The sequence below is a fragment of the Hydrogenophaga sp. genome, assembly GCF_025699295.1.
Taxonomy (GTDB): domain Bacteria; phylum Pseudomonadota; class Gammaproteobacteria; order Burkholderiales; family Burkholderiaceae_C; genus Hydrogenophaga.
In genome coordinates, this window is the sequence record NZ_JAILWB010000019.1 from 46,570 (window position 1) to 66,865 (window position 20,296).

General features: G+C 67.3%; 19 protein-coding genes and 1 tRNA gene. 15 read left to right on the top strand and 5 right to left on the bottom strand.

Annotated features, from left to right (window positions below):
• Window position 1 precedes the first annotated feature (1 nt).
• On the top strand, window positions 2-619 hold the full coding sequence (locus tag K5880_RS18690; RefSeq protein WP_297655854.1) for a molecular chaperone TorD family protein: 618 nt from the start codon (window positions 2-4) through the stop codon (window positions 617-619).
• Here K5880_RS18690 and K5880_RS18695 read toward each other — a convergent pair.
• Together K5880_RS18695 and K5880_RS18700 are read right to left on the bottom strand one after the other, a co-directional pair.
• Window positions 616-2,829, bottom strand: coding sequence for a cache domain-containing protein (locus tag K5880_RS18695; protein WP_366883233.1), 2,214 nt, complete (start codon window positions 2,827-2,829; stop codon window positions 616-618). The two genes, K5880_RS18690 and K5880_RS18695, sit on opposite strands and share 4 nt — an antisense overlap.
• Window positions 2,744-4,132 carry a sigma-54 dependent transcriptional regulator gene (locus K5880_RS18700; RefSeq protein WP_297655860.1) on the bottom strand — a complete coding sequence of 463 codons (1,389 nt, stop codon included), beginning with the start codon at window positions 4,130-4,132 and terminating at the stop codon, window positions 2,744-2,746. Before K5880_RS18700 ends, K5880_RS18695 begins: the two co-directional genes overlap by 86 nt.
• Before the next feature lie 488 nt (window positions 4,133-4,620).
• Between K5880_RS18700 and K5880_RS18705 the strand changes: the two genes are divergently transcribed.
• The 10 genes from K5880_RS18705 to K5880_RS18750 all read left to right on the top strand — a co-directional run bounded on the left by K5880_RS18705 (window position 4,621) and on the right by K5880_RS18750 (window position 15,056).
• Entirely contained in the window at window positions 4,621-4,851 is a 231-nt protein-coding gene (locus K5880_RS18705; RefSeq protein ID WP_297655863.1) for a formate dehydrogenase, read from the top strand.
• An 18-nt stretch (window positions 4,852-4,869) separates the two neighbouring features.
• The gene (locus K5880_RS18710) at window positions 4,870-7,833 is read left to right on the top strand and encodes a formate dehydrogenase subunit alpha (RefSeq protein ID WP_297655865.1); all 2,964 of its coding nucleotides are present in this window, start codon (window positions 4,870-4,872) and stop codon (window positions 7,831-7,833) included.
• A gap of 15 nt (window positions 7,834-7,848) precedes the next feature.
• On the top strand, window positions 7,849-8,451 hold the full coding sequence (gene fdh3B / locus K5880_RS18715; RefSeq protein ID WP_297655869.1) for a formate dehydrogenase FDH3 subunit beta: 603 nt from the start codon (window positions 7,849-7,851) through the stop codon (window positions 8,449-8,451).
• On the top strand, window positions 8,448-8,699 hold the full coding sequence (locus K5880_RS18720) for a hypothetical protein (protein ID WP_297655872.1): 252 nt from the start codon (window positions 8,448-8,450) through the stop codon (window positions 8,697-8,699). The genes fdh3B and K5880_RS18720 overlap by 4 nt, the downstream gene beginning before the upstream one ends.
• 9 nt (window positions 8,700-8,708) lie before the next feature.
• Window positions 8,709-9,938 (top strand): formate dehydrogenase subunit gamma, encoded by a 1,230-nt coding sequence (locus K5880_RS18725; protein WP_297655875.1) that lies wholly within the window; start codon window positions 8,709-8,711, stop codon window positions 9,936-9,938.
• Window positions 9,939-9,981: 43 nt separating this feature from the next.
• Window positions 9,982-10,368, top strand: a complete 387-nt coding sequence (locus K5880_RS18730) for a hypothetical protein (protein ID WP_297655877.1) — start codon at window positions 9,982-9,984, stop codon at window positions 10,366-10,368.
• 92 nt (window positions 10,369-10,460) lie between these two features.
• Complete coding sequence (locus K5880_RS18735) at window positions 10,461-11,312, top strand: formate dehydrogenase accessory sulfurtransferase FdhD (protein WP_297655879.1); 852 nt, start codon at window positions 10,461-10,463, stop codon at window positions 11,310-11,312.
• 86 nt (window positions 11,313-11,398) lie between these two features.
• Complete coding sequence (upp, locus tag K5880_RS18740; protein WP_297655881.1) at window positions 11,399-12,031, top strand: uracil phosphoribosyltransferase; 633 nt, start codon at window positions 11,399-11,401, stop codon at window positions 12,029-12,031.
• A gap of 59 nt (window positions 12,032-12,090) precedes the next feature.
• Window positions 12,091-14,640 carry an FtsX-like permease family protein gene (locus K5880_RS18745; protein WP_297655883.1) on the top strand — a complete coding sequence of 850 codons (2,550 nt, stop codon included), beginning with the start codon at window positions 12,091-12,093 and terminating at the stop codon, window positions 14,638-14,640.
• The gene (locus K5880_RS18750) at window positions 14,637-15,056 is read left to right on the top strand and encodes a group II truncated hemoglobin (protein WP_297655885.1); all 420 of its coding nucleotides are present in this window, start codon (window positions 14,637-14,639) and stop codon (window positions 15,054-15,056) included. Before K5880_RS18745 ends, K5880_RS18750 begins: the two co-directional genes overlap by 4 nt.
• A 25-nt stretch (window positions 15,057-15,081) precedes the next feature.
• Here the strand turns inward: K5880_RS18750 and K5880_RS18755 are convergent, their stop codons facing one another.
• The gene (locus K5880_RS18755) at window positions 15,082-15,723 is read right to left on the bottom strand and encodes a Smr/MutS family protein (RefSeq protein WP_297655888.1); all 642 of its coding nucleotides are present in this window, start codon (window positions 15,721-15,723) and stop codon (window positions 15,082-15,084) included.
• A 50-nt stretch (window positions 15,724-15,773) separates the two neighbouring features.
• Window positions 15,774-16,466: a DNA repair protein RadC gene (gene radC, locus K5880_RS18760; protein ID WP_297655891.1), complete on the bottom strand. Its 693-nt coding sequence runs from the start codon at window positions 16,464-16,466 to the stop codon at window positions 15,774-15,776.
• A gap of 90 nt (window positions 16,467-16,556) precedes the next feature.
• Between radC and K5880_RS18765 the strand changes: the two genes are divergently transcribed.
• The 4 genes from K5880_RS18765 to K5880_RS18780 are packed head-to-tail and all read left to right on the top strand — an operon-like array spanning window position 16,557 to window position 20,158.
• The gene (locus tag K5880_RS18765; protein WP_297655894.1) at window positions 16,557-17,003 is read left to right on the top strand and encodes an FKBP-type peptidyl-prolyl cis-trans isomerase; all 447 of its coding nucleotides are present in this window, start codon (window positions 16,557-16,559) and stop codon (window positions 17,001-17,003) included.
• The gene (gene ispH / locus K5880_RS18770; protein ID WP_297655897.1) at window positions 17,003-17,974 is read left to right on the top strand and encodes a 4-hydroxy-3-methylbut-2-enyl diphosphate reductase; all 972 of its coding nucleotides are present in this window, start codon (window positions 17,003-17,005) and stop codon (window positions 17,972-17,974) included. Before K5880_RS18765 ends, ispH begins: the two co-directional genes overlap by 1 nt.
• Window positions 17,975-18,026: 52 nt before the next feature.
• Window positions 18,027-19,346 (top strand): serine--tRNA ligase, encoded by a 1,320-nt coding sequence (gene serS, locus K5880_RS18775; RefSeq protein ID WP_297655900.1) that lies wholly within the window; start codon window positions 18,027-18,029, stop codon window positions 19,344-19,346.
• On the top strand, window positions 19,343-20,158 hold the full coding sequence (locus K5880_RS18780; RefSeq protein WP_297655903.1) for an FkbM family methyltransferase: 816 nt from the start codon (window positions 19,343-19,345) through the stop codon (window positions 20,156-20,158). Before serS ends, K5880_RS18780 begins: the two co-directional genes overlap by 4 nt.
• Window positions 20,159-20,190: 32 nt before the next feature.
• Here K5880_RS18780 and K5880_RS18785 read toward each other — a convergent pair.
• Window positions 20,191-20,281, bottom strand: a tRNA-Ser gene (locus tag K5880_RS18785).
• Window positions 20,282-20,296: the final 15 nt, after the last annotated feature.

Below are 20,296 nucleotides of genomic sequence, written 5' to 3' on the forward strand. Positions count from 1 at the left end.
CATGAACAACGCCATTCCCGTCTCGTCCGCGCTGGACGAGGAAACCGCCCGCGCCGAGGTCTACGGCCTGCTCGCCGCGCTGTACTATGCGCCGCCGTCACCCGATCTGATGTCGCAGCTGCGCGTGGCCGTGACCGAGGCGCCCGCCGCCGGCGGCTTTCTGGAAGAACCCTGGCGCGAGGTGGTGGCCGCGGCGCGTGCGATGGACGATGCGGCGGTGGCCGAGGAGTTCGAGGCGCTGTTCGGCGGCGTGGGCAAGCCCGAGGTCTACGTGTTCGGCTCGCACTACCTCAGCGGCTTCCTCAACGAGAAGCCGCTGGCACAGCTGCGCAGCGACCTGGCGGTGCTGGGCCTGGCGCGCGACGAGGCCATGCCCGAGACCGAGGACCACGTGGCCTACCTGTGCGAGGTGATGCGCTACCTCATCGCCGGCGACGACGTGGAGGTGGCCAACCTCACACAGCAGCAGAAGTTCTTCACCGCCCACGTGCAGCCCTGGGTGCCGCAGCTGTGCGACAACCTGGCCGCGCACCCCAAGGCCCGTTTCTATGGGGCGCTGGCCGGGTTCACCCGGGCGTTCGTCGGGGTCGAGGCGCAGGGTTTCGACATGCTGGCCTAAAGCCCCCCAGGGCGCCCATCCCGCGTGGGCGCTGCATCGGGTGCATGCGGCTCCGTGAGCAGTGCCACGCAGAACGATGCCCCCTGCCCATCCGGGCGGTTCCCTGCCGTGATGTGCCCCCCGTAGCGCTCCACCAGGCCCTGACTGATCCACAGGCCCAGGCCATTGCCGTCGTTCTTGGTGGTGAAGAAGGGCCGGAACAGGCGGTCCAGCACCTCCGGTGAAAGTCCGCTGCCGCTGTCCTGCACACAGAGCCGCACGCCCTCTCGCCCGGCTTCGTCGGTCCAGTCGCGCGACACCAGCTGCAGGGTGCCGCCCTGCGGCATCGCCTGGATCGCGTTGATCATCAGATTGATGACCACCTGTTGCAACTCCTGGCGGTTGCAGCCCACGCGCTGCGAGGCCAGCAAGTCGCGCTGGACCTCGATGTTCGTCTGCGCCAGCAGGTGACTCACGAGTACCAGGCAGTCTTCCAGTGTGCGGTTGATGTCCAGCGTCTCCACATAGCCCGCGTACTCGGTCGGACGCGCGTACTGCAGCAATTGCGTGACGATGATGCGCATGCGCTCGACCTGCTCGTCGAGCAGCTTGAGTTCGGCCCGTACAGGCTGGCCCGCGTCGCCCAGGGTTTCGCGCATCAGGTCCAGGTTGCCCTGCATCACCGCGATCGGGTTGTTGATCTCGTGCGCGATGCTGGCCGTGAGCTGGCCGATGGCGGCGAGCTTCTCGCTCTTGACCAGCTGCTGCTGCGCCAGTTGCAGGGATGCGTTGCTCGCCTCCAGTTCCTGCGTGCGCTCGGCCACCTTGTGGTCCAGCTCCTCGCCCCAGCGTTGCAGTGCGGCCGTCTTGTCGTCGATCACGTCGAGCAGTTCATCGAGGTGACCGGCGAGCGCGCCCAGCTCGTCGCGCGCGCTCAGTTCGCCCACGCGCGCGCCCGACTCGCCATCCTCCACCAGCTGCATGGTGCGGTTCATGCGCTGCACCGGCTGGAAGATGCTGCGAGCCCAGCGCAGAGAAAACCAGGCAGAGAGCACCATCACGCCGAGGAAGATCAGGCCGATGGCCGCCAGCATGGCGTAGCGCACGAAACGGAAGGGGGCCTCCAGATAGCCCACGTACAGCATGCCGATGCGCTGGTCGTGCGCGTCCAGCAGCGGTTCGTAGGCCGAGACGTACCAGTCGTTGACGACAAAAGCACGGTCCAGCCAGGTCTGTCCCTGCCCCAGAACGGCATCGCGCACAGTCTGCGACACGCGCGTGCCGATGGCGCGCTGGTCCTGGAACAGGCGCACGTTGGTGGTGATGCGCACGTCGTCCATGAACAGCGTGGCCGTGCCCTGGCTGCCGAAGGGCAGCGAGCCCTCGGGGTAGACGATGCGGTTGATGTGGTCGATGAAGTCGAGGTTCTGGTTCAGCAGCAGGCCGCCGGCGAGCAGGGCTATGGTCTGGCCCCGTGCATCGAGCACCGGATGGGTGGACAACATCACCATCGCGCGGTGTTCGGCCTGGCGCGTATCCGGGGCGGCGTTGCGCGTGGCCACCAGCGGGATGGCCAGGCGCTGCGCCAGGTGGGGTGCAAGCGCGTGCAGCGCGGCGGGCTCCAGCACAAGCAGGCTGGCGCTGGCGCGCGTCGGCGCAGTCGTGCTCGACAGAGCGCCACCCAGCGCCGCGGGCATCGGCGGTATGGGCGCGGCTGCGTCGGCTGCGCTCAGGCCCAGCGGCAGCGCGCGCGCCAGCGCGCGCCCCTGCGGGTCGTAGATCACCAGGAAATCCAGACCCAGCCGCTCGCGCTGGCGCGCCAGTTGTTCGTTCAGCCGGGTAGTGTTCGTCGCGCCAGAGCTTCCCAGCGCCGCGAACAATACCTGCGAGCCGGCCACGCCCAGCGTGCCCGAGCCCACGTCGCTCAGCACCTGTTCGAAGTAGCCGTGCGCCACAGCCAGGTCGCTGCGCACCTTGGTGATGAGCAGGCGGTCGTAGGCCACGTTGCTCCACAGGGCCAGGGCCACGACCAGCATGGGAAAGGCCACCAGCAAGGGCAGCAGCGCCATCGCCAGCAGCTTGTTGCGGACCGAGCCCGCGAGCCAGCGGGGCGTGCGCCACAGACTCATGCCCTGGCGCGCCGGCTCAAGCCGCGCCCCACTCGGCCACACGGCGCTCCAGCGTGCGGCGGGAGACGCCCAGCAACTGGGCCGCGCGGGTCTTGTCGCCATGCACCGAGTCGAGCACGCTCAGGATGTGCATCTTCTCCAGCGTGTGCAGGTCGGTGGGCCGCGCGGGCGCCTGGGTGTCTGCTGCGGGGCCGCGGGCCTCGCCGGGGTACAGCGCCGACACATTGAGGCTGCCCAGGATGAGCGAGCGCTCGATCAGGTTGCGCAGTTCGCGCACATTGCCCGGCCAGTCGTACTGGCGCAGGAAGTCCATCTCCTGCTCGCTGATGCGCAGCGGCTCCACGCCGAGCGAGGGCGCGAGCTGGGCGTTGAAGTGGGCGACCAGCTCGGCGATATCGTCCTTGTGCTGGCGCAGCGGCGGCAGCGTGAGGTCGACCACCTGCAGGCGGAAGTACAGGTCCTTGCGGAAGCGCCCCGCGGTCACTTCGTCGCTGAGCTGGCGGTTGGTGGCGGCCACGATGCGCAGGTTCAGCGGCACCAGCTGTTCGCTGCCCACCGGGCGGATGTTGAGGTCTTCGATCGCGCGCAGCAGCGTGGCCTGGATCGGCAGCGGCAGCTCGGCGATCTCGTCGAGGAACAGCGTGCCGCCCTGCGCATAGTGGAACAGGCCGTCGCGCGCGCGCGTGGCACCGGTGAATGCACCCTTGGCGTGGCCGAACAGCTCGCTCTCGATCAGCTCGGGTGAGACGGCCGCGCAGTTGACCGGCACGAACGGCCCGCCGGCGCGGCTGCCCAGTGCGTGCAGCTCGCGCGCCACCAGCTCCTTGCCGGTGCCCGATTCGCCCTGCAACAGCACCGTGCTGTTGACCGGGGCCACGCGGGCGATCGACTCGCGCAGCTGCTGCATCGACGCTGAGTTGCCGACCAGCGCGCCCAGCCCCGGCGTGCTGACGACGGCGCGGCGCAGCACGAAGTTTTCACGCCGCAGGCGCGAGCGCTCGTAACAGTGTTTCACCGCGTTGAGGATCTGCGGCACACGAAACGGCTTGAGGATGAAGTCGGACGCGCCGGCGCGCAGCGCCTCGATGGCGGTGTCGAGGTCGGCGAATGCGGTGATCAGGATCACCTCGCCGGTGAAGCCGTGTTCACGCAGTTCCTTGAGCCAGGCCACGCCGCTCTTGCCCGGCAGCGAGATGTCCAGGATCACCAGGTCCACGTGGTGGCCACGCAGCCAGTGCGCGCCGTCCTCGGCACTGGTCGCGCTCATGACAAAGTGGCAGCGCGGCGCCAGCGTCTTGACGAGAAAGTTGAGCATGCCCTGCTCGTCGTCCACGATCAGGATCGACCAGTCGGGCCAGCCTTCGAGCGTGCGCTCGGGCGAAGGGGGAATGAATGAGGTCTCCACCCGCGGGGATTCTACGGAGGAAGCCTACGAAATCAGTTGGGTATTCGCGCATTTCCGACGCCAGCGGCCGGGGTTGGACGCCGCAACGGGCCGGGACTGATGCGACAACTTGTCGCAAACGTGGCGGACAGTTTGGCGCTGCATGCTCGGGGTAATGGATTGGTTTGATGGGTTATCCCTTAGTCGGCGGACATGCATTCGTCTGCCCGGTTTGCGCGCCATCGCGTCAACAGAGGACGGGCTTCGCACAAGCGTTCCCCGACCTGAAGGGTACAAGGAAACATCGATCAGGTGGCACGCTTCTGGCTATGAAAACGGAAGCACGCATGCATGCTGCGGTGCGGCATTGAAAGATGCGAACGACTCGTATTCCGGTCTTGCGCGAGACCCGGTGAACGACTTGCGCGGGGGGTGGTGGCCGGTTAGATTCGACGTATGCAAAAGGTCCGCATGTTGTGATGCGGGGCCCTTCCAACCAGGAGACATGCATGAACAAGTCCCCACGATCCACGAACGAAGAAGGCCGCACCGGCCTCAACCGTCGCACCCTGTTTGCGGGTGCGTCCACCGTCGGGGCGCTTGCCGCCGCGGTCACCCTGATTCCGGGCGCGCCGGCCGAAGACACGGCCGCCGCCGAGCCCCGGCCCGCGCCGGCCAGGGGCGGTGGTTACTCGCTCAGCGATCACGTGAAGCAGTACTACCAGACCACGCGCATCTGAGCGAACAGGAGCCTCCCCATGTTGCTGACCAAAAAATCCTCGTCTGGTGCGCACGTCTCGCGCGCGTCATCGGGCTTCGTACACAAGCTGCAGCGCGGTCTCTCGTCCGCCCTGCCCACCATGGACCGCCGCGCCTTCCTGCGCCGCTCGGGCCTGGGTGTCGGTGTCGGTCTGGCCGCCGGCCAGCTCACGCTGGTGAAGAAGGCCAAAGCCGCCGAAGGCAAGTCCATCGACGGTACCGGCAAGATCGAAGTCAAGCGCACCGTCTGCACCCACTGCTCGGTGGGCTGCGCGACCGACGCCATCGTCGAGAACGGCGTCTGGGTGCGCCAGGAGCCGGTGTTCGACTCCCCGATCAACCTCGGTGCGCACTGCGCCAAGGGCGCCGCGCTGCGCGAGCACGGTCATGGTGAATACCGCCTGCGCTACCCGATGAAGCTGGTCAACGGCAAGTACCAGCGCATCAGCTGGGACGTGGCGCTCAACGAGATCACGGCCAAGATGAAGGAGCTGCGCGAAGCCAGCGGCCCCGATTCGGTGTACTTCGTGGGCTCGTCCAAGCACAACAACGAACAGTCGTACCTGATGCGCAAGTTCGTGAGCTTCTGGGGCACCAACAACTGCGACCACCAGGCGCGCATCTGCCACTCCACCACGGTGGCCGGCGTGGCCAACACCTGGGGTTATGGCGCCATGACCAACTCGTACAACGACATGCAGAACAGCAAGTGCGCGTTGTACATCGGCTCCAACGCCGCCGAGGCGCACCCGGTTTCGTTGCTGCACATGCTGCACGCCAAGGAAAACGGCTGCAAGATGATCGTGGTGGACCCGCGCTTCACCCGCACCGCGGCCAAGGCCGACGAGTACGTGCGCATCCGCTCCGGCACCGACATCCCCTTCCTCTTTGGCCTGCTGTACCACATCTTCAAGAACGGCTGGGAAGACAAGAAGTACATCAACGACCGCGTCTATGGCATGGAGGACGTCAAGAAGGACGTCATGGCCAAATGGACGCCGGACAAGGTGGAAGAGGCCTGCGGTGTGGGCGAGGCACAGATGTTCAAGGTCGCCGAGATGATGGCCAAGAACCGGCCGTCCACCCTGGTGTGGTGCATGGGCCAGACGCAGCACACCATCGGCAACGCCATGGTGCGCGCATCGTGCATCGTGCAACTGGCGCTGGGCAACATTGGCAAGAGCGGTGGCGGTGCGAACATCTTCCGCGGCCACGACAACGTGCAGGGCGCGACCGACGTCGGCCCCAACCCCGATTCGCTGCCGGGCTACTACGGCCTGGCCGCCGGTTCGTGGAAGCACTTCGCCGCCGTCTGGGGCGTGGACTACGAGTGGATCAAGAAGCAGTACGCCGAAGGCATGATGGAGAAGCCCGGCATCACGGTCTCGCGCTGGATCGACGGTGTGCTGGAGAACAACGAGCTGATCGACCAGGGCTCGAACCTGCGCGGCGTGTTCTTCTGGGGCCATGCGCCGAACTCGCAGTCGCGCGGCCTGGAGATGAAGCGCGCGATGGACAAGCTGGACCTGCTGGTGGTGGTGGACCCTTATCCATCGGCCACGGCGTCGATGGCTGCCATGCCCGGCAAGCCCGAAGACCTCAACCCCAACCGCGCGGTGTACCTGCTGCCGGCGGCCACACAGTTCGAGACCAGCGGCTCGGTCACGGCGTCGAACCGCTCGTTGCAGTGGCGCGAGAAGGTGATCGAGCCGCTGTGGGAGAGCCGCAGTGACCACATGATCATGCACCAGTTCGCCGAGAAGCTGGGCTTTGCCGCCGAGTTCTCGAAGAACTTCAAGATGCAGAAGGTCAAGGGCATGGACGAGCCCGTGATCGAGGACGTGCTGCGCGAGATCAACGCCTCGGTCTGGACGATTGGCTACACCGGTCAGAGCCCGGAGCGCCTGAAGGCCCACATGCGCAACATGGGCGCCTTCGACATCAAGTCGCTGCGCTGCAAGGGCAAGGTGGTGGACAAGGAAACCGGCTACGACATGAGCGGTGACTACTTCGGCCTGCCCTGGCCCTGCTACGGCACGGCCGCCATCAAGCACCCCGGTTCGCCCAACCTGTACAGCACCGAGCGGCACGTGATGGACGGTGGCGGCAACTTCCGCGCCAACTTCGGTGTGGAGCGCGACGGCCAGAACCTGCTGGCCGAGGACGGTTCGCACTCGCTGGGCGCCGAGATCACCACCGGTTACCCCGAGTTCGACCACGTGCTGCTCAAGAAGCTCGGCTGGTGGGGCGACCTGACGGCGGACGAGCAGAAGGCCGCGGAGGGCAAGAACTGGAAGACCGACCTCTCCGGCGGTATCCAGCGCGTGAGCATGGCGCACGGCTGCCATCCTTTCGGCAACGCCAAGGCGCGCGCCGTGGTGTGGAACTTCCCCGATGCGATCCCGCAGCACCGCGAGCCCATCTATGGCATCCGCCCCGACCTCGTGGCCAAGTACCCCAGCCACGACGACCAGAAGACCCGCTGGCGCCTGCCCATCCTCTACAAGTCGCTGCAGACGAAGAACGTCGAGGAAAAGATGCACGAGAAATTCCCGCTCATCATGACCTCCGGCCGCCTGGTCGAGTACGAGGGTGGTGGCGAGGAAACCCGCTCCAACCCCTGGCTGGCAGAGCTGCAGCAGGAGATGTTCGTCGAACTCAACCCGGCCGCCGCGGCTTCGCGCGGCATCCGCAACGGCGAGCGCGTGTGGGTCAGCACCCCGACCGGTGCGCGCATGAACATGCAGGCGCTGGTGACCGAGCGTGTCGGCCCCGACACGGTGTTCATGCCGTTCCACTTCTCCGGTCGCTGGCAGGGCATGGACATGAAGCCTTACTACCCCGACGGCGCCTTCCCCGTCGTTCGCGGCGAGGCGGTCAACACCGGTACGACCTATGGTTACGACATCGTCACGATGATGCAGGAAACCAAGACCACGATCTGCAACGTCGAAAAAGCGTAAGACCAGGAGCACAACATGGCACGAATGAAATTCATCTGTGACGCGGAGCGCTGCATCGAATGCAACGGCTGCGTCACCGCCTGCAAGAACGAGCACGAGGTTCCCTGGGGCGTCAACCGCCGCCGCGTGGTCACGCTCAATGACGGTGTGCCCGGCGAGAAGTCGATCTCGGTGGCTTGCATGCACTGCAGCGACGCGCCCTGCATGGCGGTATGCCCGGTCAACTGCTTCTACCGCACCGACGAAGGTGTGGTGCTGCACGACAAGGACGTCTGCATCGGCTGCGGCTACTGCTCCTACGCCTGCCCATTCGGCGCGCCACAGTTCCCCTCGCAGGGCACCTTTGGCGTGCGCGGCAAGATGGACAAGTGCACCTTCTGCGCCGGTGGCCCCGAGGCCCATGGCAGCCAGGACGAGTTCGAGAAGTACGGGCGCAACCGCCTGGCCGAGGGCAAGCTGCCGGCCTGCGCGGAGATGTGCTCGACCAAGGCTCTGCTCGCCGGCGACGGTGATGTCGTGGCCGACATCTTCCGCAGCCGCGTGATCCAGCGCGGCAAGGGCGCAGAGGTATGGGGCTGGGGCACGGCCTACGGTACCGCACAGGGGACCAAGTCATGAGCATCCAACGCCTGTTCCTCTCCACCGCGATTGCGGCCACCTTGCTGGGCCTGGCGGCCTGCTCGGACGAACCCCAGGTGCTCACCGGCGAAGGCGTCAAGCAGGACGGCGCGCCCTACCAGGGCGTGGGCAGCAGCCAGTACGTGCAGACCGGCTGGACGCCGGGCGACAAGGGCAGCTGGGAGCAGCAGCTCAAGACCCGCGCGCAGTATGGGCAGAACGACTACACCCGCATGAGCAACAAGTAAGGACCCGCTATGCACAGGCTCCTCACACAGGGCATGCGCCGTCTGGCGTCGCCGCTCTTCTGGTCCACGGCCTTGCTCGCCCTGAGCGCTGGCTGGGCCAGTGCCCAGACCCAGCCGGTGGAAACGGTGCGCGACGATCCGGCGCCGCCGGCTGCCACCGCGCCGGCCCAGGGCACCGGTGGCATCCGCAGCGCCAACATCTTCGAGATCGCGCCAGACGCCGCCACCGACCCCAAGTACGCGGAACAGAGCAACGCCGAACGCGGCAAGGTCCAGCCGGGCAACAACGCGCCCATGTGGCGCGACGTGGGCAAGGGTGTGACGGGATACACGAGCCTGCCGTATCCAGAAGCGGGCAACATGATCCAGCCGTTCGTGCAGTACCCCGGTTCGCGCGTCACCACCGCCGGAGAAGCCTGGCGCCAGGTGCGCAACGACTGGATCCTGCCCTATGGCGGCTCGGTGCTGCTGATCGTGATTGTTGCCATCGGCCTGTTCTACGCTGCCAAGGGCTCGATCGCGTTGCACGGCACCGAAACCGGGCGCAAGATTGAGCGATTCACCTACTTCGAGCGCGCGGCGCACTGGACCAATGCGATCGCCTTCGTGATCCTGGCGGTCTCGGGCATCGTCATGGCCTTCGGCAAGTTCTTCCTGTTGCCGGTCATGGGCAGCACGCTGTTCGGCTGGTTGAGCTTCGCGCTGAAGAACCTGCACAACTTCGCAGGCCCGCTGTTTGCCGTCTCGCTGCTGGTGGTGATCCTCACCTTCGTCAAGGACAACCTGCCGGCCAAGGAAGACATCACGTGGCTGCTCAAGGGTGGAGGCCTGTTCAGCGGCAAGGAGGTGCCCTCGCACCGCTTCAACGCCGGTGAAAAGGTGGTGTTCTGGGCCGGTGTCTTCTTCTTCGGCCTGATCGTGGTGGGCTCCGGCCTGTTCCTCGACAAGCTGGTGCCGTCGGTGGACTACACCCGCGCCAACATGCAGGTGGCGCACATGATCCATGCCAGCGCCGCGGTGCTGATGATGGCCTTGTTCATGGGTCACATCTACCTTGGCACCATCGGCATGAAGGGCGCCTACAAGGCCATGAAGACCGGCTACGTTGACGAAACCTGGGCGAAGGAACACCACCAGCTCTGGCACGACGACATCAAGGCCGGCAAGATCCCCGCACAGCGCACAGCCACACCAGGTGGCGGGGCGGGCGAGACCACCGCGCGCACGGCCAAGGCCTGAGCCCCGTTCAAGAGTTCAGACAAACCCAACGAGACCGCACATCATGCTCAAGCGTTTCCTCCTGTGCATGGCCCTGCTGATGGCCGCCACCGCCCACGCCAAGCTGCCGGCGCCGCCCCCTCCGACGGAAGAGGCCAAGGCCAAGGCGGCCGAGGCGGCAGCCCGGACCGCCTGGTCCGGCAAGGTCGCGGCTTACAAGCTGTGCAAGGCGCAAGACAAGGCTGCCGCCAGCTACTTCAAGTCGGCTTCGATGACGGGCAAGTCGGTCAAGCCGGCGGATGCTGCGCCTGCCTGCACCGATCCGGGACCATTCGCTTATGTGACACCCAAGCCGGCCGAAGCCGCTGGTGCGCATTCGCCTGCCGCCACCGCGGTGAGCCCGCCCAGCAGCCAGGCGCCCGCAGGCGCCGCCACGCCGGCCAAGAAGTGACCGCACCGGGCAAGGGTGCTTGACCCTTGCCAGCGTGCTCTCATGGGCCGCACCCCCGGGTGGCGGCCCTTTTCATGCGGTAGTCTTCGTTCATGCCACTTCCCCAGCTGACCCAGGCGCGCGCGCCACTGACCCGCGAGATCGAGGTCGTGAACGAGTTCGGCGCACGCGAGACCATCGCCATCCCGGCCGAGCGCGACCTCACCGTGTACGTGGACAAGCGCGAGCTCGTCACGCTCATGACATTGGGCGCGCACCCCGAGTGGCTGGTGCTGGGTTATCTGCTCAACCAGCGGCTGATTGCCTCGGTGGACGAGATCGAATCGATCACGGTGGACTGGGACGTCAACGCTGCTTCGGTGAAGACCCGCCAGGGCATCGACCGCATCGAGGAGCGCACGTCGAAACGGGTGGTGACCACCGGCTGCGGCCAGGGCAGCGTGTTCGGCAACCTGATGGACGAGATCGACAGCATCCGCCTGCCAGAGAGCGCGGTGCTGCGGCAGTCGCAGCTGTACGCCATCGTCAATGCGATCCGGCTCAAGGAAAGCACCTACAAGTCGGCGGGCTCGGTGCATGCCTGCGCGCTGTTCCACGGCGAAGCGTTGCAGCTGTTCGTGGAAGACGTGGGCCGACACAACGCGGTGGACACGATCGCCGGCTGGATGTGTCTGCAGGAAGGTCTGCCGGATGGCGAGAAGATCTTCTACACCACCGGCCGCCTCACCAGCGAGATGGTGATCAAGTCCGCCCAGATGGGTGTGGCGGTGGTGATCTCGCGCAGCGGCATCACCCAGATGGGGCTGGACGTGGCGCAGCGTGTGGGCCTGTGCGCCATCGGGCGCGCGACCAACAAGCACTTTCTCTGCTACGCCAGCCCGCAGCGGCTGGTGATGGACGCGGTGCCAGCGCTTGCACCGCAGCCCCTGCGCGTTCGGGCATAAACTCGGTTCCCTTTTTTCCGCATGTCACCGCCGCACGGCCCCTGGTCCTGCGCAGTGCCTCTGTGCGCCCGCCTGCGAAAGACCCCATGAACCGAGAAGTCCACGTCATAGACCACCCCCTGGTGCAGCACAAGCTCACACTGATGCGCCGCCAGGACACCAGCACCAAGAGCTTTCGCGAACTGGTGCACGAGCTCAGCGCGCTGCTGGCCTACGAGCTCACGCGCGACATGCCGATGCAGACCATCGAGATCGAGACCCCGCTGGAGAAGATGCAGTCGCGCGTGATCGACGGCAAGAAGATCGTGCTGGCCTCCATCCTGCGCGCGGGCAACGGCTTTCTGGACGGCATGCTGCAGGTCATTCCCGGCGCGCGCGTGGGCCACATCGGCCTGTACCGCGACCCGGCCACCCTGCAGGCGGTGGAGTACTACTTCAAGATGCCGCAGGGCATGGAAGAGCGCGACGTGATCGTGCTCGACCCCATGCTGGCGACCGGCAACAGCGCCGTGGCCGCGGTGGACCGGCTCAAGAAGACTGGCCCGCGCTCGATCCGCTTCGTCTGCCTGGTCACCTGCCCCGAAGGCCTGAAGACCTTCCACGACGCCCACCCGGACGTGCCGGTCTACACCCCGGCGGTGGACCGGGGCCTGAACGACCATGGCTACATCGTGCCGGGCCTGGGCGATGCGGGCGACCGCATCTTCGGCACGAAGTGAACTCCCTCGCGCCGCCCCTGTCGCATGGGGTTTAGCGGTTTGAGATAAGGTTGTTCCCCATGAACCCGACGCACCAGCCCCCTTCTTTCTGGCAGATTGGCTGGCGCTCGCTGCGGCGTGACTGGCGCGCAGGTGAGTTGCGGCTGCTGGTGCTGGCGGTCACGCTGGCGGTGGCGGCGCTCACGGCGGTGGGTTTTTTTGCCGACCGGCTGCAGAACGGCCTGGCGCGCGACGCGCGCGCGCTCATTGGTGGCGACGCCGTGCTGCGCAGCGACAACCTGCCACCGCCCGCGTTCGAGGCCCGGGCGCGCGAACTCGGACTGACCACCACGCTGTCGCTGGACTTTCCCACCATGGGCCGCGCGCGCGACGAAGAGGGCGGCGCTGCCCGCCTGGTCGCGCTCAAGGCGGTGGACGAGGGCTATCCGCTGCGGGGCGCGCTGCGCCTGGCCGAAGCCCCCGGCGCGCCCGATGCCGCCATGCGCGGGATTCCGGCGCCCGGCACCGCCTGGGTGGACGCGGCCTTGCTGGTCGCGCTGGAACTGAAGATGGGCGACCCGCTGCTGCTGGGCGACAGCGCCTTCACCATCGCGCGCGTCATTGTGGTCGAGCCCGACCGCGGCGGCGGCTTCATGAGCTTCGCGCCGCGCGTCATGGTCAACAGCGCCGACCTGCCTGCCACCGGCCTGGTGCAGCCGGCCAGCCGCCTGCGCTACCGCCTGGCCGTGGCCGGGCCCGATGCCCGCGTGGCCGAGTTCAACCGCTGGGCGGAACAAGCCATGGAGCAACCCGACGCGCGCGGCATGCGGCTGGAGTCGCTCGAAGGCGGACGGCCCGAGATGCAGCGCACGCTGGGCCGCGCCGAACAGTTCCTCAACCTCGTGGCCCTGCTCGCCGCGTTGCTGTGCGCCGTGGCGGTGGCCATTGCCGCGCGCGGTTTCGCCCAGCGCCACCTGGATGACTGCGCCATGCTGCGCGTGCTCGGCCTGTCGCAGGGCACCATGGCGCGCGCCTACACCTTCGAGTTCGCGCTTGTCGGCGTCTTCGCCAGCGCGGTGGGTGTGGCCATCGGCTTTGCGGTGCACTATGTGTTCGTGCTGCTGCTCGCGGGCCTGGTCGAATCGAGTCTGCCCGCGCCCGGCATCACGCCGGTGCTGCTGGGGCTGGGCATGGGGCTCACGCTCATGATGGCCTTTGGCCTGCCACCGGTGCTGCAGCTCGCCCAGGTGCCACCGCTGCGCGTGATCCGCCGCGACGTGGGCCAGCTCAAGCCCGCCACGCTGGCCGTGCTGGGCGTGGGCCTGCTCGGCTTTGCCGCGCTGCTGCTCGCCGCCAGCCGCGACCTGCTGCTCGGTGGCATCGCGGTGGGCGGTTTCGCCGGCGCGGTGCTGCTGTTCGCCGCCGCCAGCTACGCCGCCGTGCGCGTGCTGCGCGCCAGCGTGAACGAGGCCACCGCGCCGCGCGCGCTCGTCATGGCCACGCGCCAGCTCTCGGCCCGCCCGGCGTACGCGGTGGTGCAGATCAGCGCGCTCGCCGTCGGCCTGCTCGCGCTCGTGCTGCTGGTGTTGCTGCGCACCGACCTGATCTCCAGCTGGCGCAACGCCACCCCGCCCGATGCGCCCAACCGCTTCGTGATCAACGTGCAGCCCGAGCAGAGCGAAGCCTTCCAGCAGGCGCTGCGCAGCGCCGGCGTTGAGCGCTACGACTGGTACCCCATGATCCGCGGCCGGCTGGTGGGCATCAACGGCAAGCGCATCAACCCGGACGACTTCGAGGGCGACCGCGCCCAGCGCCTGGTGGACCGCGAGTTCAACCTCTCCAACATGGCCGCGCTGCCCGAGCACAATCCGGTGGTTGCCGGCCGCTGGACGGAGAACGAAACCGACGCGCTCAGTGTGGAAGAGGGCCTGGCCGAAGAACTGGGCCTCGAGCTCGGCGACCGGCTCGCCTTCGACATCGCCGGCCAGGTGACCGAAGGGCGCATCACCAGCCTGCGCAAGGTGGACTGGGGTTCCATGCGCGTCAACTTCTTCGTCGTGTTCCCGGTGGCGCAGGTGCCCGACGTGCCCGTGAGCTACATCAGCGCCTTCCGCGCGCCCGAGACGGCCAACGGCGCGCCCAACGGTTTCGACAACGCGCTGGTGCGCGAATTTCCCAACATCACCAACGTCGACATGAGCCAGACCATCGCGCAGGTGCAGCGCGTGCTGGGCCAGGTCATCAGCGCGGTGGAATTCCTGTTCGTCTTCACGCTGGCGGCCGGGCTGGTGGTGCTGCTCTCGGCCATCACCGCCACGCGCGGCGAACGCGAGCGCGAATTCGCCATCCTGCGCGCCGTCGGTGCGGGCTCGGCCCTGCTGCGCCAGGTGCAGCGCATCGAGTTGCTGGGCGTGGGCCTGCTCGCCGGTTTCCTCGCCTCGGTGGTTGCGGTGGCGGTGGGCTGGGCGCTGGCGCGCTTCGTGTTCGAGTTCTCCTGGACGGCATCGCCCTGGGTGCCGCTGGGCGGCGCCATCGCCGGCGCGCTGTTGGCCCTCATGGCCGGCTGGTGGGGCCTGCGCAGCGTGCTGCGTACCCCCGTGGTGGAGACGCTGCGAAAGGCACCCGTATGAACACGCCGCTGGCACAACCCGAGGAACCCACGCGCCACGCCACCCCCTTCGACTGGATCGGTGGCGAGGACAAGGTGCGTGCACTGGTCGACCGCTTCTACGACCTCATGGACATCGAGCCCGCCTACACCGCGCTGCGCGCCGCCCACGGCAGCACGCTGGACAACGCAAGGCAGCGCCTGTTCTGGTTCCTCTGCGGCTGGCTCGGCGGCCCGCAGCACTATACCGAACGCTTCGGCCACCCGCGCTTGCGCGCCCGCCACATGCCGTTTGCCATTGGCATCCTGGAGCGCGACCAGTGGCTGGCCTGCATGGACCAGGCGATGGGCGAGACGGGTGTGGATGCCGAACTGCGCGAGCGGCTCAAGACCAGCTTCTTCCAGACGGCGGACTGGATGCGGAATTCGCCGGGGTAGGGCAGCAACGGCTCGCGGCGGTCGCTCACCCCGACCGCAACAACACCACCAGCGCCCCAGCCCCGCCCTCCGCCGGTCGTGCCTGCACGAAGGCCATCACCTCGTGCTTCTGCACCAGCCAGCGCAGCACGCGGTTCTTCAGCACCGGGGTGCGCCCGGGTGAGCCCAGGCCTTTGCCGTGCACCACGCGCACGCAGCGCAGGCCGGCCTGGTGGGCGTCGCGGATGAAGCGGCCCAGGGCTTCGCGGGCTTCGTCGGTTCGCAGGCCGTGCAGGTCGATCTGGCGCTGGATGCTCCAGCTGCCTTCGCGCAGCTTGCGCACCACCTCGGGCCCCAGGCCGGGGCGGCGAAAGCTGAGCTGTTCGTCGGTGTGCAGCAGGGTCTCGATGTCGAACTCGTCGGACAGGGCCTCGCGCATCACGGCCGCTTCGTCGCGCTGGCGCTGCACCGGCACGGGCTCCACCGGCGCGCGGTGCGGCGTGGCGCGGCCACCCGGGCGCGCGGGCACCGGCTGCACCGGGCCCACGGCGAGTTCAAAGAGCTTCTGCTCGCGCTCGCGTTTCAGTGCCGCCAGGCGCTCGGCCTCGCGTTGCGCGGCTTCGCGCCCGGCTTGTTCGGCCAGGGTGCGCTTGAGCGCCTTGAGCCCGGCCAGCGTGTTCACTTTCATGGTGGGTCATTGTGACCCAGCAGGCACCGCTCAGTGCCCGGACGCGGCCTTCACACCAGGCCTTGCTCGGCCATGGACGTGGCGCTGTGGCGCGTGACGATGAAGTGGTCGAGCACGCGCACGTCCACCAGTGTGAGCGCGCTGCGCAGGGTGCTGGTGAGGTCGATGTCGGCGCGTGAGGGCTGGGCCACGCCGCTGGGGTGGTTGTGCGCCAGCACCACGGCCGAGGCGTGGTGGTGCAGGGCGCGCAGCACGATCTCGCGCGGGTAGACGCTGGCTTGCGACAGGGTGCCGCGAAACAGCTCCTCCAGCGCGATCAGGCGGTTCTGGCTGTCGAGGAACAGCACGGCGAACACCTCGTGCGGCTTGCCGCCCAGCTGCAGCTGCAGGTAGTCGCGCACGGCCTGCGGGCTGTCGAACACCTGGCGTTGCCGCAGCTCCTGCGCGAGTGCGCGGCGGGCGAGTTCCAGCACCGCCACGACCTCGGCGCGCTTGGCGGGTCCCAGGCCCTTGATCTGTTTGAGCGCGTCGGCACCGGTGTGCAGCAGGCCGGCGATGCCGCCGAAGCGCTCCAGCAGCTCCTGCGCGAGCTGCAGCACGTGTTTGCCGGCGATGCCGGTGCGCAGCAGCAGGGCGAGCAGTTCGCCGTCGCTGAGGGCGCCGGGGCCGCGCGCGAGCAGCTTCTCGCGCGGGCGCGAATCGGCGGGCAGGCCCTTGAGCCCGGGCGTGGCAAGGCCATCCATGTGTTTTCCTCCCTGATGCTCTGCGCTTTTTACAATACGGGTTGTTGCGGTACCCCCGGCCGTTTCCCATTCACGCATTTCCCGCCTGCCATGCCCCACGTCCAAGAAGGTTCCTTCCTCACCCTGCACTACCGCATGTCCGGTCCCGGGGGGCAGGTGATCATCGATACCTTCGCCGGCCAGCCGGCCACGCTCAGTCTGGGCGCGGGGGAGTTGTCGCCCGCGATCGAGCAGCGCCTGCTGGGACTGGAGGAGGGCACGCGCACGGTGATCGAACTGACCGAGGGCGAGGCCTTTGGCGAGCGCCAGCCCGAGATGGTGCAGTGGGTGGCGCGCAAGCTGCTCAACGAACTGGGCGACCCGCACGAGCAGTACGCCGCGGGCGACGTGGTGCAGTTCCCCACGCCCGATGGCCTGGGCAGCTACGCGGGCGCGGCGGTGGAGGTGCGGGAAGACGGCGCAGTGCTGTTCGACTTCAACCACCCGCTGGCGGGCCAGCCGGTGCGCTTCGAAGTCCAGTTGATCGGGGTGCTCTGATGACCCAGTCCCAGGAAATCATTCTCGCCGAGCCGCGCGGCTTCTGCGCCGGCGTGGACCGCGCGATCGAGATCGTCGAGCGCGCGCTGGTCAAGTTCGGTCGCCCGATCTACGTGCGCCACGAGATCGTGCACAACACCTACGTGGTGAACGACCTCAAGGCCAAGGGCGCGATCTTCATCGAGGAGCTGGCCGACGTGCCGGCCGGCGCCACGCTGGTGTTCTCCGCGCACGGGGTGAGCAAGGCCATCCAGGACGAGGCGAAGCAGCGCGGTTTTCACATCTTCGACGCCACCTGCCCGCTGGTGACCAAGGTGCATGTGGAAGTGGCCAAGCTGCACCGCGAGGGCTACGAATTCATCATGATCGGCCACAAGGGCCACCCCGAGGTGGAAGGCACGATGGGCCAGCTGGAGAGCGGCATCCACCTGGTGGAGGACGTGGAAGACGTGGGTCGCGTGGCACCTGCGCAAACCGAGAAACTTGCTGTGGTGACGCAGACCACCTTGTCGGTGGACGACGCGGCCGAGATCCTGGCCGCGGTGAAGGCGCGCTTTCCGAGCGTGCGCGAACCCAAGCAGCAGGACATCTGCTACGCCACGCAGAACCGGCAGGATGCGGTCAAGCTGCTGAGCCCGCAGGTGGACATCGTGATCGTGGTCGGCAGCCCGACCAGCTCCAACAGCAACCGCCTGCGCGAACTCGCGGTGAAGCTGGGCACGCCCAGCCACATGGTGGACAGCGCCGACGAGCTGCAGGCCGAGTGGTTCGAGGGCAAGCACCGCGTGGGCCTGACGGCCGGTGCCTCGGCGCCCGAGATCCTGGTGCGCCAGGTGATCGAACGCATCAAGGCCCTGGGCGCGATCTCCGTGCGCACCATGGACGGCCTGACCGAAACCATCAAGTTCCCGCTGCCCAAGGGCCTGAAGATCGAGGGCGAGGACGCCCAGCCCCTGCAGCACCTGCGCTGACCCTCGCTGCGGCCCCGCGCGCCCGGGCAGGGCGCAAAACTACAATCGCCGCATGCTAGACATCGTTCAACTGAGAAAAGACCTCGACGGGGTCGTGGCGCGCCTGCAGACCCGCAAGCAGCCGCAGCCTTACCTGGATGTGCCCGCCTACCAGGCGCTGGAATCCGAGCGCAAGGCGCTGCAGACCCGGACCGAGGAACTGCAGAGCCAGCGCAACACGCTGAGCAAGCAGATCGGCATGCTCAAAGGCAAGGGCCAGCACGCCGAAGCCGATGCGGCCATGGCGCAGGTGGCGGCCTTCAAGGCCGAGCTGGAAGCCTCGGCCGCGCGGCTGGACGTGATCCAGACCGAGCTGCAGACCCTGCTGCTGGCCGTGCCCAACCTGCCGCACGAGAGCGTGCCGGTGGGAAGTGACGAAAACGCCAACATCGAGCTGCGCCGCTGGGGCACACCCCGCGCCTTCGACTTCGAATTGCGCGACCACGTCGACATCGGCGAACGCCTGGGGCTGGACTTCGAGACCGGCACCCAGCTCGCTGGTTCGCGCTTCACCTTCATGCGTGGCCCCATCGCCCGCCTGCACCGCGCGCTCGCCCAGTTCATGCTGGACGTGCAGACACAGGAGCATGGCTATACCGAGTGCTACACGCCCTACATCGTCAATGCCGAGACCCTGCACGGCACCGGCCAGTTGCCCAAGTTCGAGGGTGACCTGTTCGCGGTGAAAAAAGGCGGGCAGGAAGGCGAGGCGGTGCCCGATACCCAGGCGCTGTACCTCATTCCCACCAGCGAAGTGACGCTGACCAACACCGTGCGCGACACCGTGCTGGCCGAGGCCGAGCTGCCCATCAAGCTCACCGCACACACACCCTGCTTCCGCTCCGAAGCCGGCAGCGCCGGACGCGACACGCGCGGCATGATCCGTCAGCACCAGTTCGACAAGGTCGAGATGGTGCAGATCGTGCACCCCGAGAAGAGCTACGAGGCGCTGGAAGACATGACCCGCCACGCCGAGGCCGTGCTGCAGAAGCTCGGCCTGCCCTACCGCGTGATGGCGCTGTGCACCGGCGATATGGGCTTTGGTGCAAGCCGCACGCACGACATCGAGGTATGGGTGCCGGCGCAGGGCACCTACCGCGAGATCAGCTCGGTCTCCAACTGCGAGGCTTTCCAGGCGCGCCGCCTGCAGGCCCGCTTCAAGAACGCACAGGGCAAGAACGAACTCGTGCACACGCTCAACGGTTCGGGCCTGGCGGTCGGCCGGGCGCTGGTGGCGGTGCTGGAGAACTGCCAGAACGCCGACGGCAGCGTGACCGTGCCCGAGGTGCTGCGGCCCTACATGGGCGGGCTGGAGCGGCTGGCGCCCGCATGAGCGCGCCTGCCCGACGCTCGAATGCAGACCGCCTGCGCAAGGCGGTCCGGGACCCGCGTTCCATCCTCATCAAGATCCTGCAACAGGGTATCGACAGCCTGCGTGGGTATTCGTACGACTTCCACAAGAACGGCGAGAAGGAGTTGTTGTCCAGGCTCTCCGTGTTGAATCCCAAGGTGGTTTTCGACGTCGGATGCAACGTGGGCGAGTGGTCGCAGACGGCCATCCGCTATTTCCCGAACGCCCGCATCCACTGCTTCGAACTCTCCGAAAGCACCTTCAAGACCCTGTCGGAGAACCTCAAGGGCCCGAACTTCGTGCTCAACAACATGGGCATGGGCGACAAGGACGCGGTAGTCGAATACAAGGACTACGGTGACAACTCCAAGGTCAACACCCTGCTGGTGGACGCGACCTATCACGACCGCAAGATCGATTTCCAGATGAAGCGCTCGACCATCCGCTCGGGCGACAGCTACTGCGCCGAACAGGGCATCGAGGCCATCGACTTCCTCAAGATCGACGTGGAAGGTGCGGACCACCTGGTGCTGGAGGGCTTTGCCGGCCTGTTGCAGAAGAAGGCCATTCGCGTGGTGCAGTTCGAATACGGCTACACGCACGGCGACGCGAAGTTCCTGATGCGCGATTTCCACCGCCTGTTCGAGCGGCATGGCTACACCGTCGGGCGCGTGCAGAAGGGCGGGATCGTGTTCGAAGGCTGGAACTACAAGCAGAACGATTTCCGCTCGGGCCCGAACTATGTGGCCATCCGCAGCGACGATGCGGAGATGGCGTTGATGCTGGCAAGCTGATGTTGCCGGGCAAGGCCAGTTGGTGATTCAACTGGCGGAGAGGGTGGGATTCGAACCCACGGTACGTTGAAAACGTACACGGGATTTCGAGTCCCGCGCATTCGACCACTCTGCCACCTCTCCGTGTTCGAAGCCTGC

Excerpts from the sequence above, each read along its gene's own strand:
- K5880_RS18690 (WP_297655854.1), top strand. The coding sequence starts at position 2 with ATGAACAACGCCATTCCCGTCTCGTCCGCGCTGGACGAGGAAACCGCC.
- radC (WP_297655891.1), bottom strand. The coding sequence starts at position 16,466 with ATGGATGGCCTTGCCACGCCCGGGCTCAAGGGCCTGCCCGCCGATTCG.
- K5880_RS18725 (WP_297655875.1), top strand. The coding sequence starts at position 8,709 with ATGCACAGGCTCCTCACACAGGGCATGCGCCGTCTGGCGTCGCCGCTC.
- K5880_RS18745 (WP_297655883.1), top strand. The coding sequence starts at position 12,091 with ATGAACCCGACGCACCAGCCCCCTTCTTTCTGGCAGATTGGCTGGCGC.
- K5880_RS18705 (WP_297655863.1), top strand. The coding sequence starts at position 4,621 with ATGAACAAGTCCCCACGATCCACGAACGAAGAAGGCCGCACCGGCCTC.
- fdh3B (WP_297655869.1), top strand. The coding sequence starts at position 7,849 with ATGGCACGAATGAAATTCATCTGTGACGCGGAGCGCTGCATCGAATGC.
- K5880_RS18695 (WP_366883233.1), bottom strand. The coding sequence starts at position 2,829 with ATGGCGACAAGACCCGCGCGGCCCAGTTGCTGGGCGTCTCCCGCCGCA.
- ispH (WP_297655897.1), top strand. The coding sequence starts at position 17,003 with ATGACCCAGTCCCAGGAAATCATTCTCGCCGAGCCGCGCGGCTTCTGC.
- serS (WP_297655900.1), top strand. The coding sequence starts at position 18,027 with ATGCTAGACATCGTTCAACTGAGAAAAGACCTCGACGGGGTCGTGGCG.
- K5880_RS18765 (WP_297655894.1), top strand. The coding sequence starts at position 16,557 with ATGCCCCACGTCCAAGAAGGTTCCTTCCTCACCCTGCACTACCGCATG.
- K5880_RS18780 (WP_297655903.1), top strand. The coding sequence starts at position 19,343 with ATGAGCGCGCCTGCCCGACGCTCGAATGCAGACCGCCTGCGCAAGGCG.
- K5880_RS18755 (WP_297655888.1), bottom strand. The coding sequence starts at position 15,723 with ATGAAAGTGAACACGCTGGCCGGGCTCAAGGCGCTCAAGCGCACCCTG.
- K5880_RS18730 (WP_297655877.1), top strand. The coding sequence starts at position 9,982 with ATGCTCAAGCGTTTCCTCCTGTGCATGGCCCTGCTGATGGCCGCCACC.
- upp (WP_297655881.1), top strand. The coding sequence starts at position 11,399 with ATGAACCGAGAAGTCCACGTCATAGACCACCCCCTGGTGCAGCACAAG.
- K5880_RS18720 (WP_297655872.1), top strand. The coding sequence starts at position 8,448 with ATGAGCATCCAACGCCTGTTCCTCTCCACCGCGATTGCGGCCACCTTG.
- K5880_RS18750 (WP_297655885.1), top strand. The coding sequence starts at position 14,637 with ATGAACACGCCGCTGGCACAACCCGAGGAACCCACGCGCCACGCCACC.
- K5880_RS18735 (WP_297655879.1), top strand. The coding sequence starts at position 10,461 with ATGCCACTTCCCCAGCTGACCCAGGCGCGCGCGCCACTGACCCGCGAG.
- K5880_RS18710 (WP_297655865.1), top strand. The coding sequence starts at position 4,870 with ATGTTGCTGACCAAAAAATCCTCGTCTGGTGCGCACGTCTCGCGCGCG.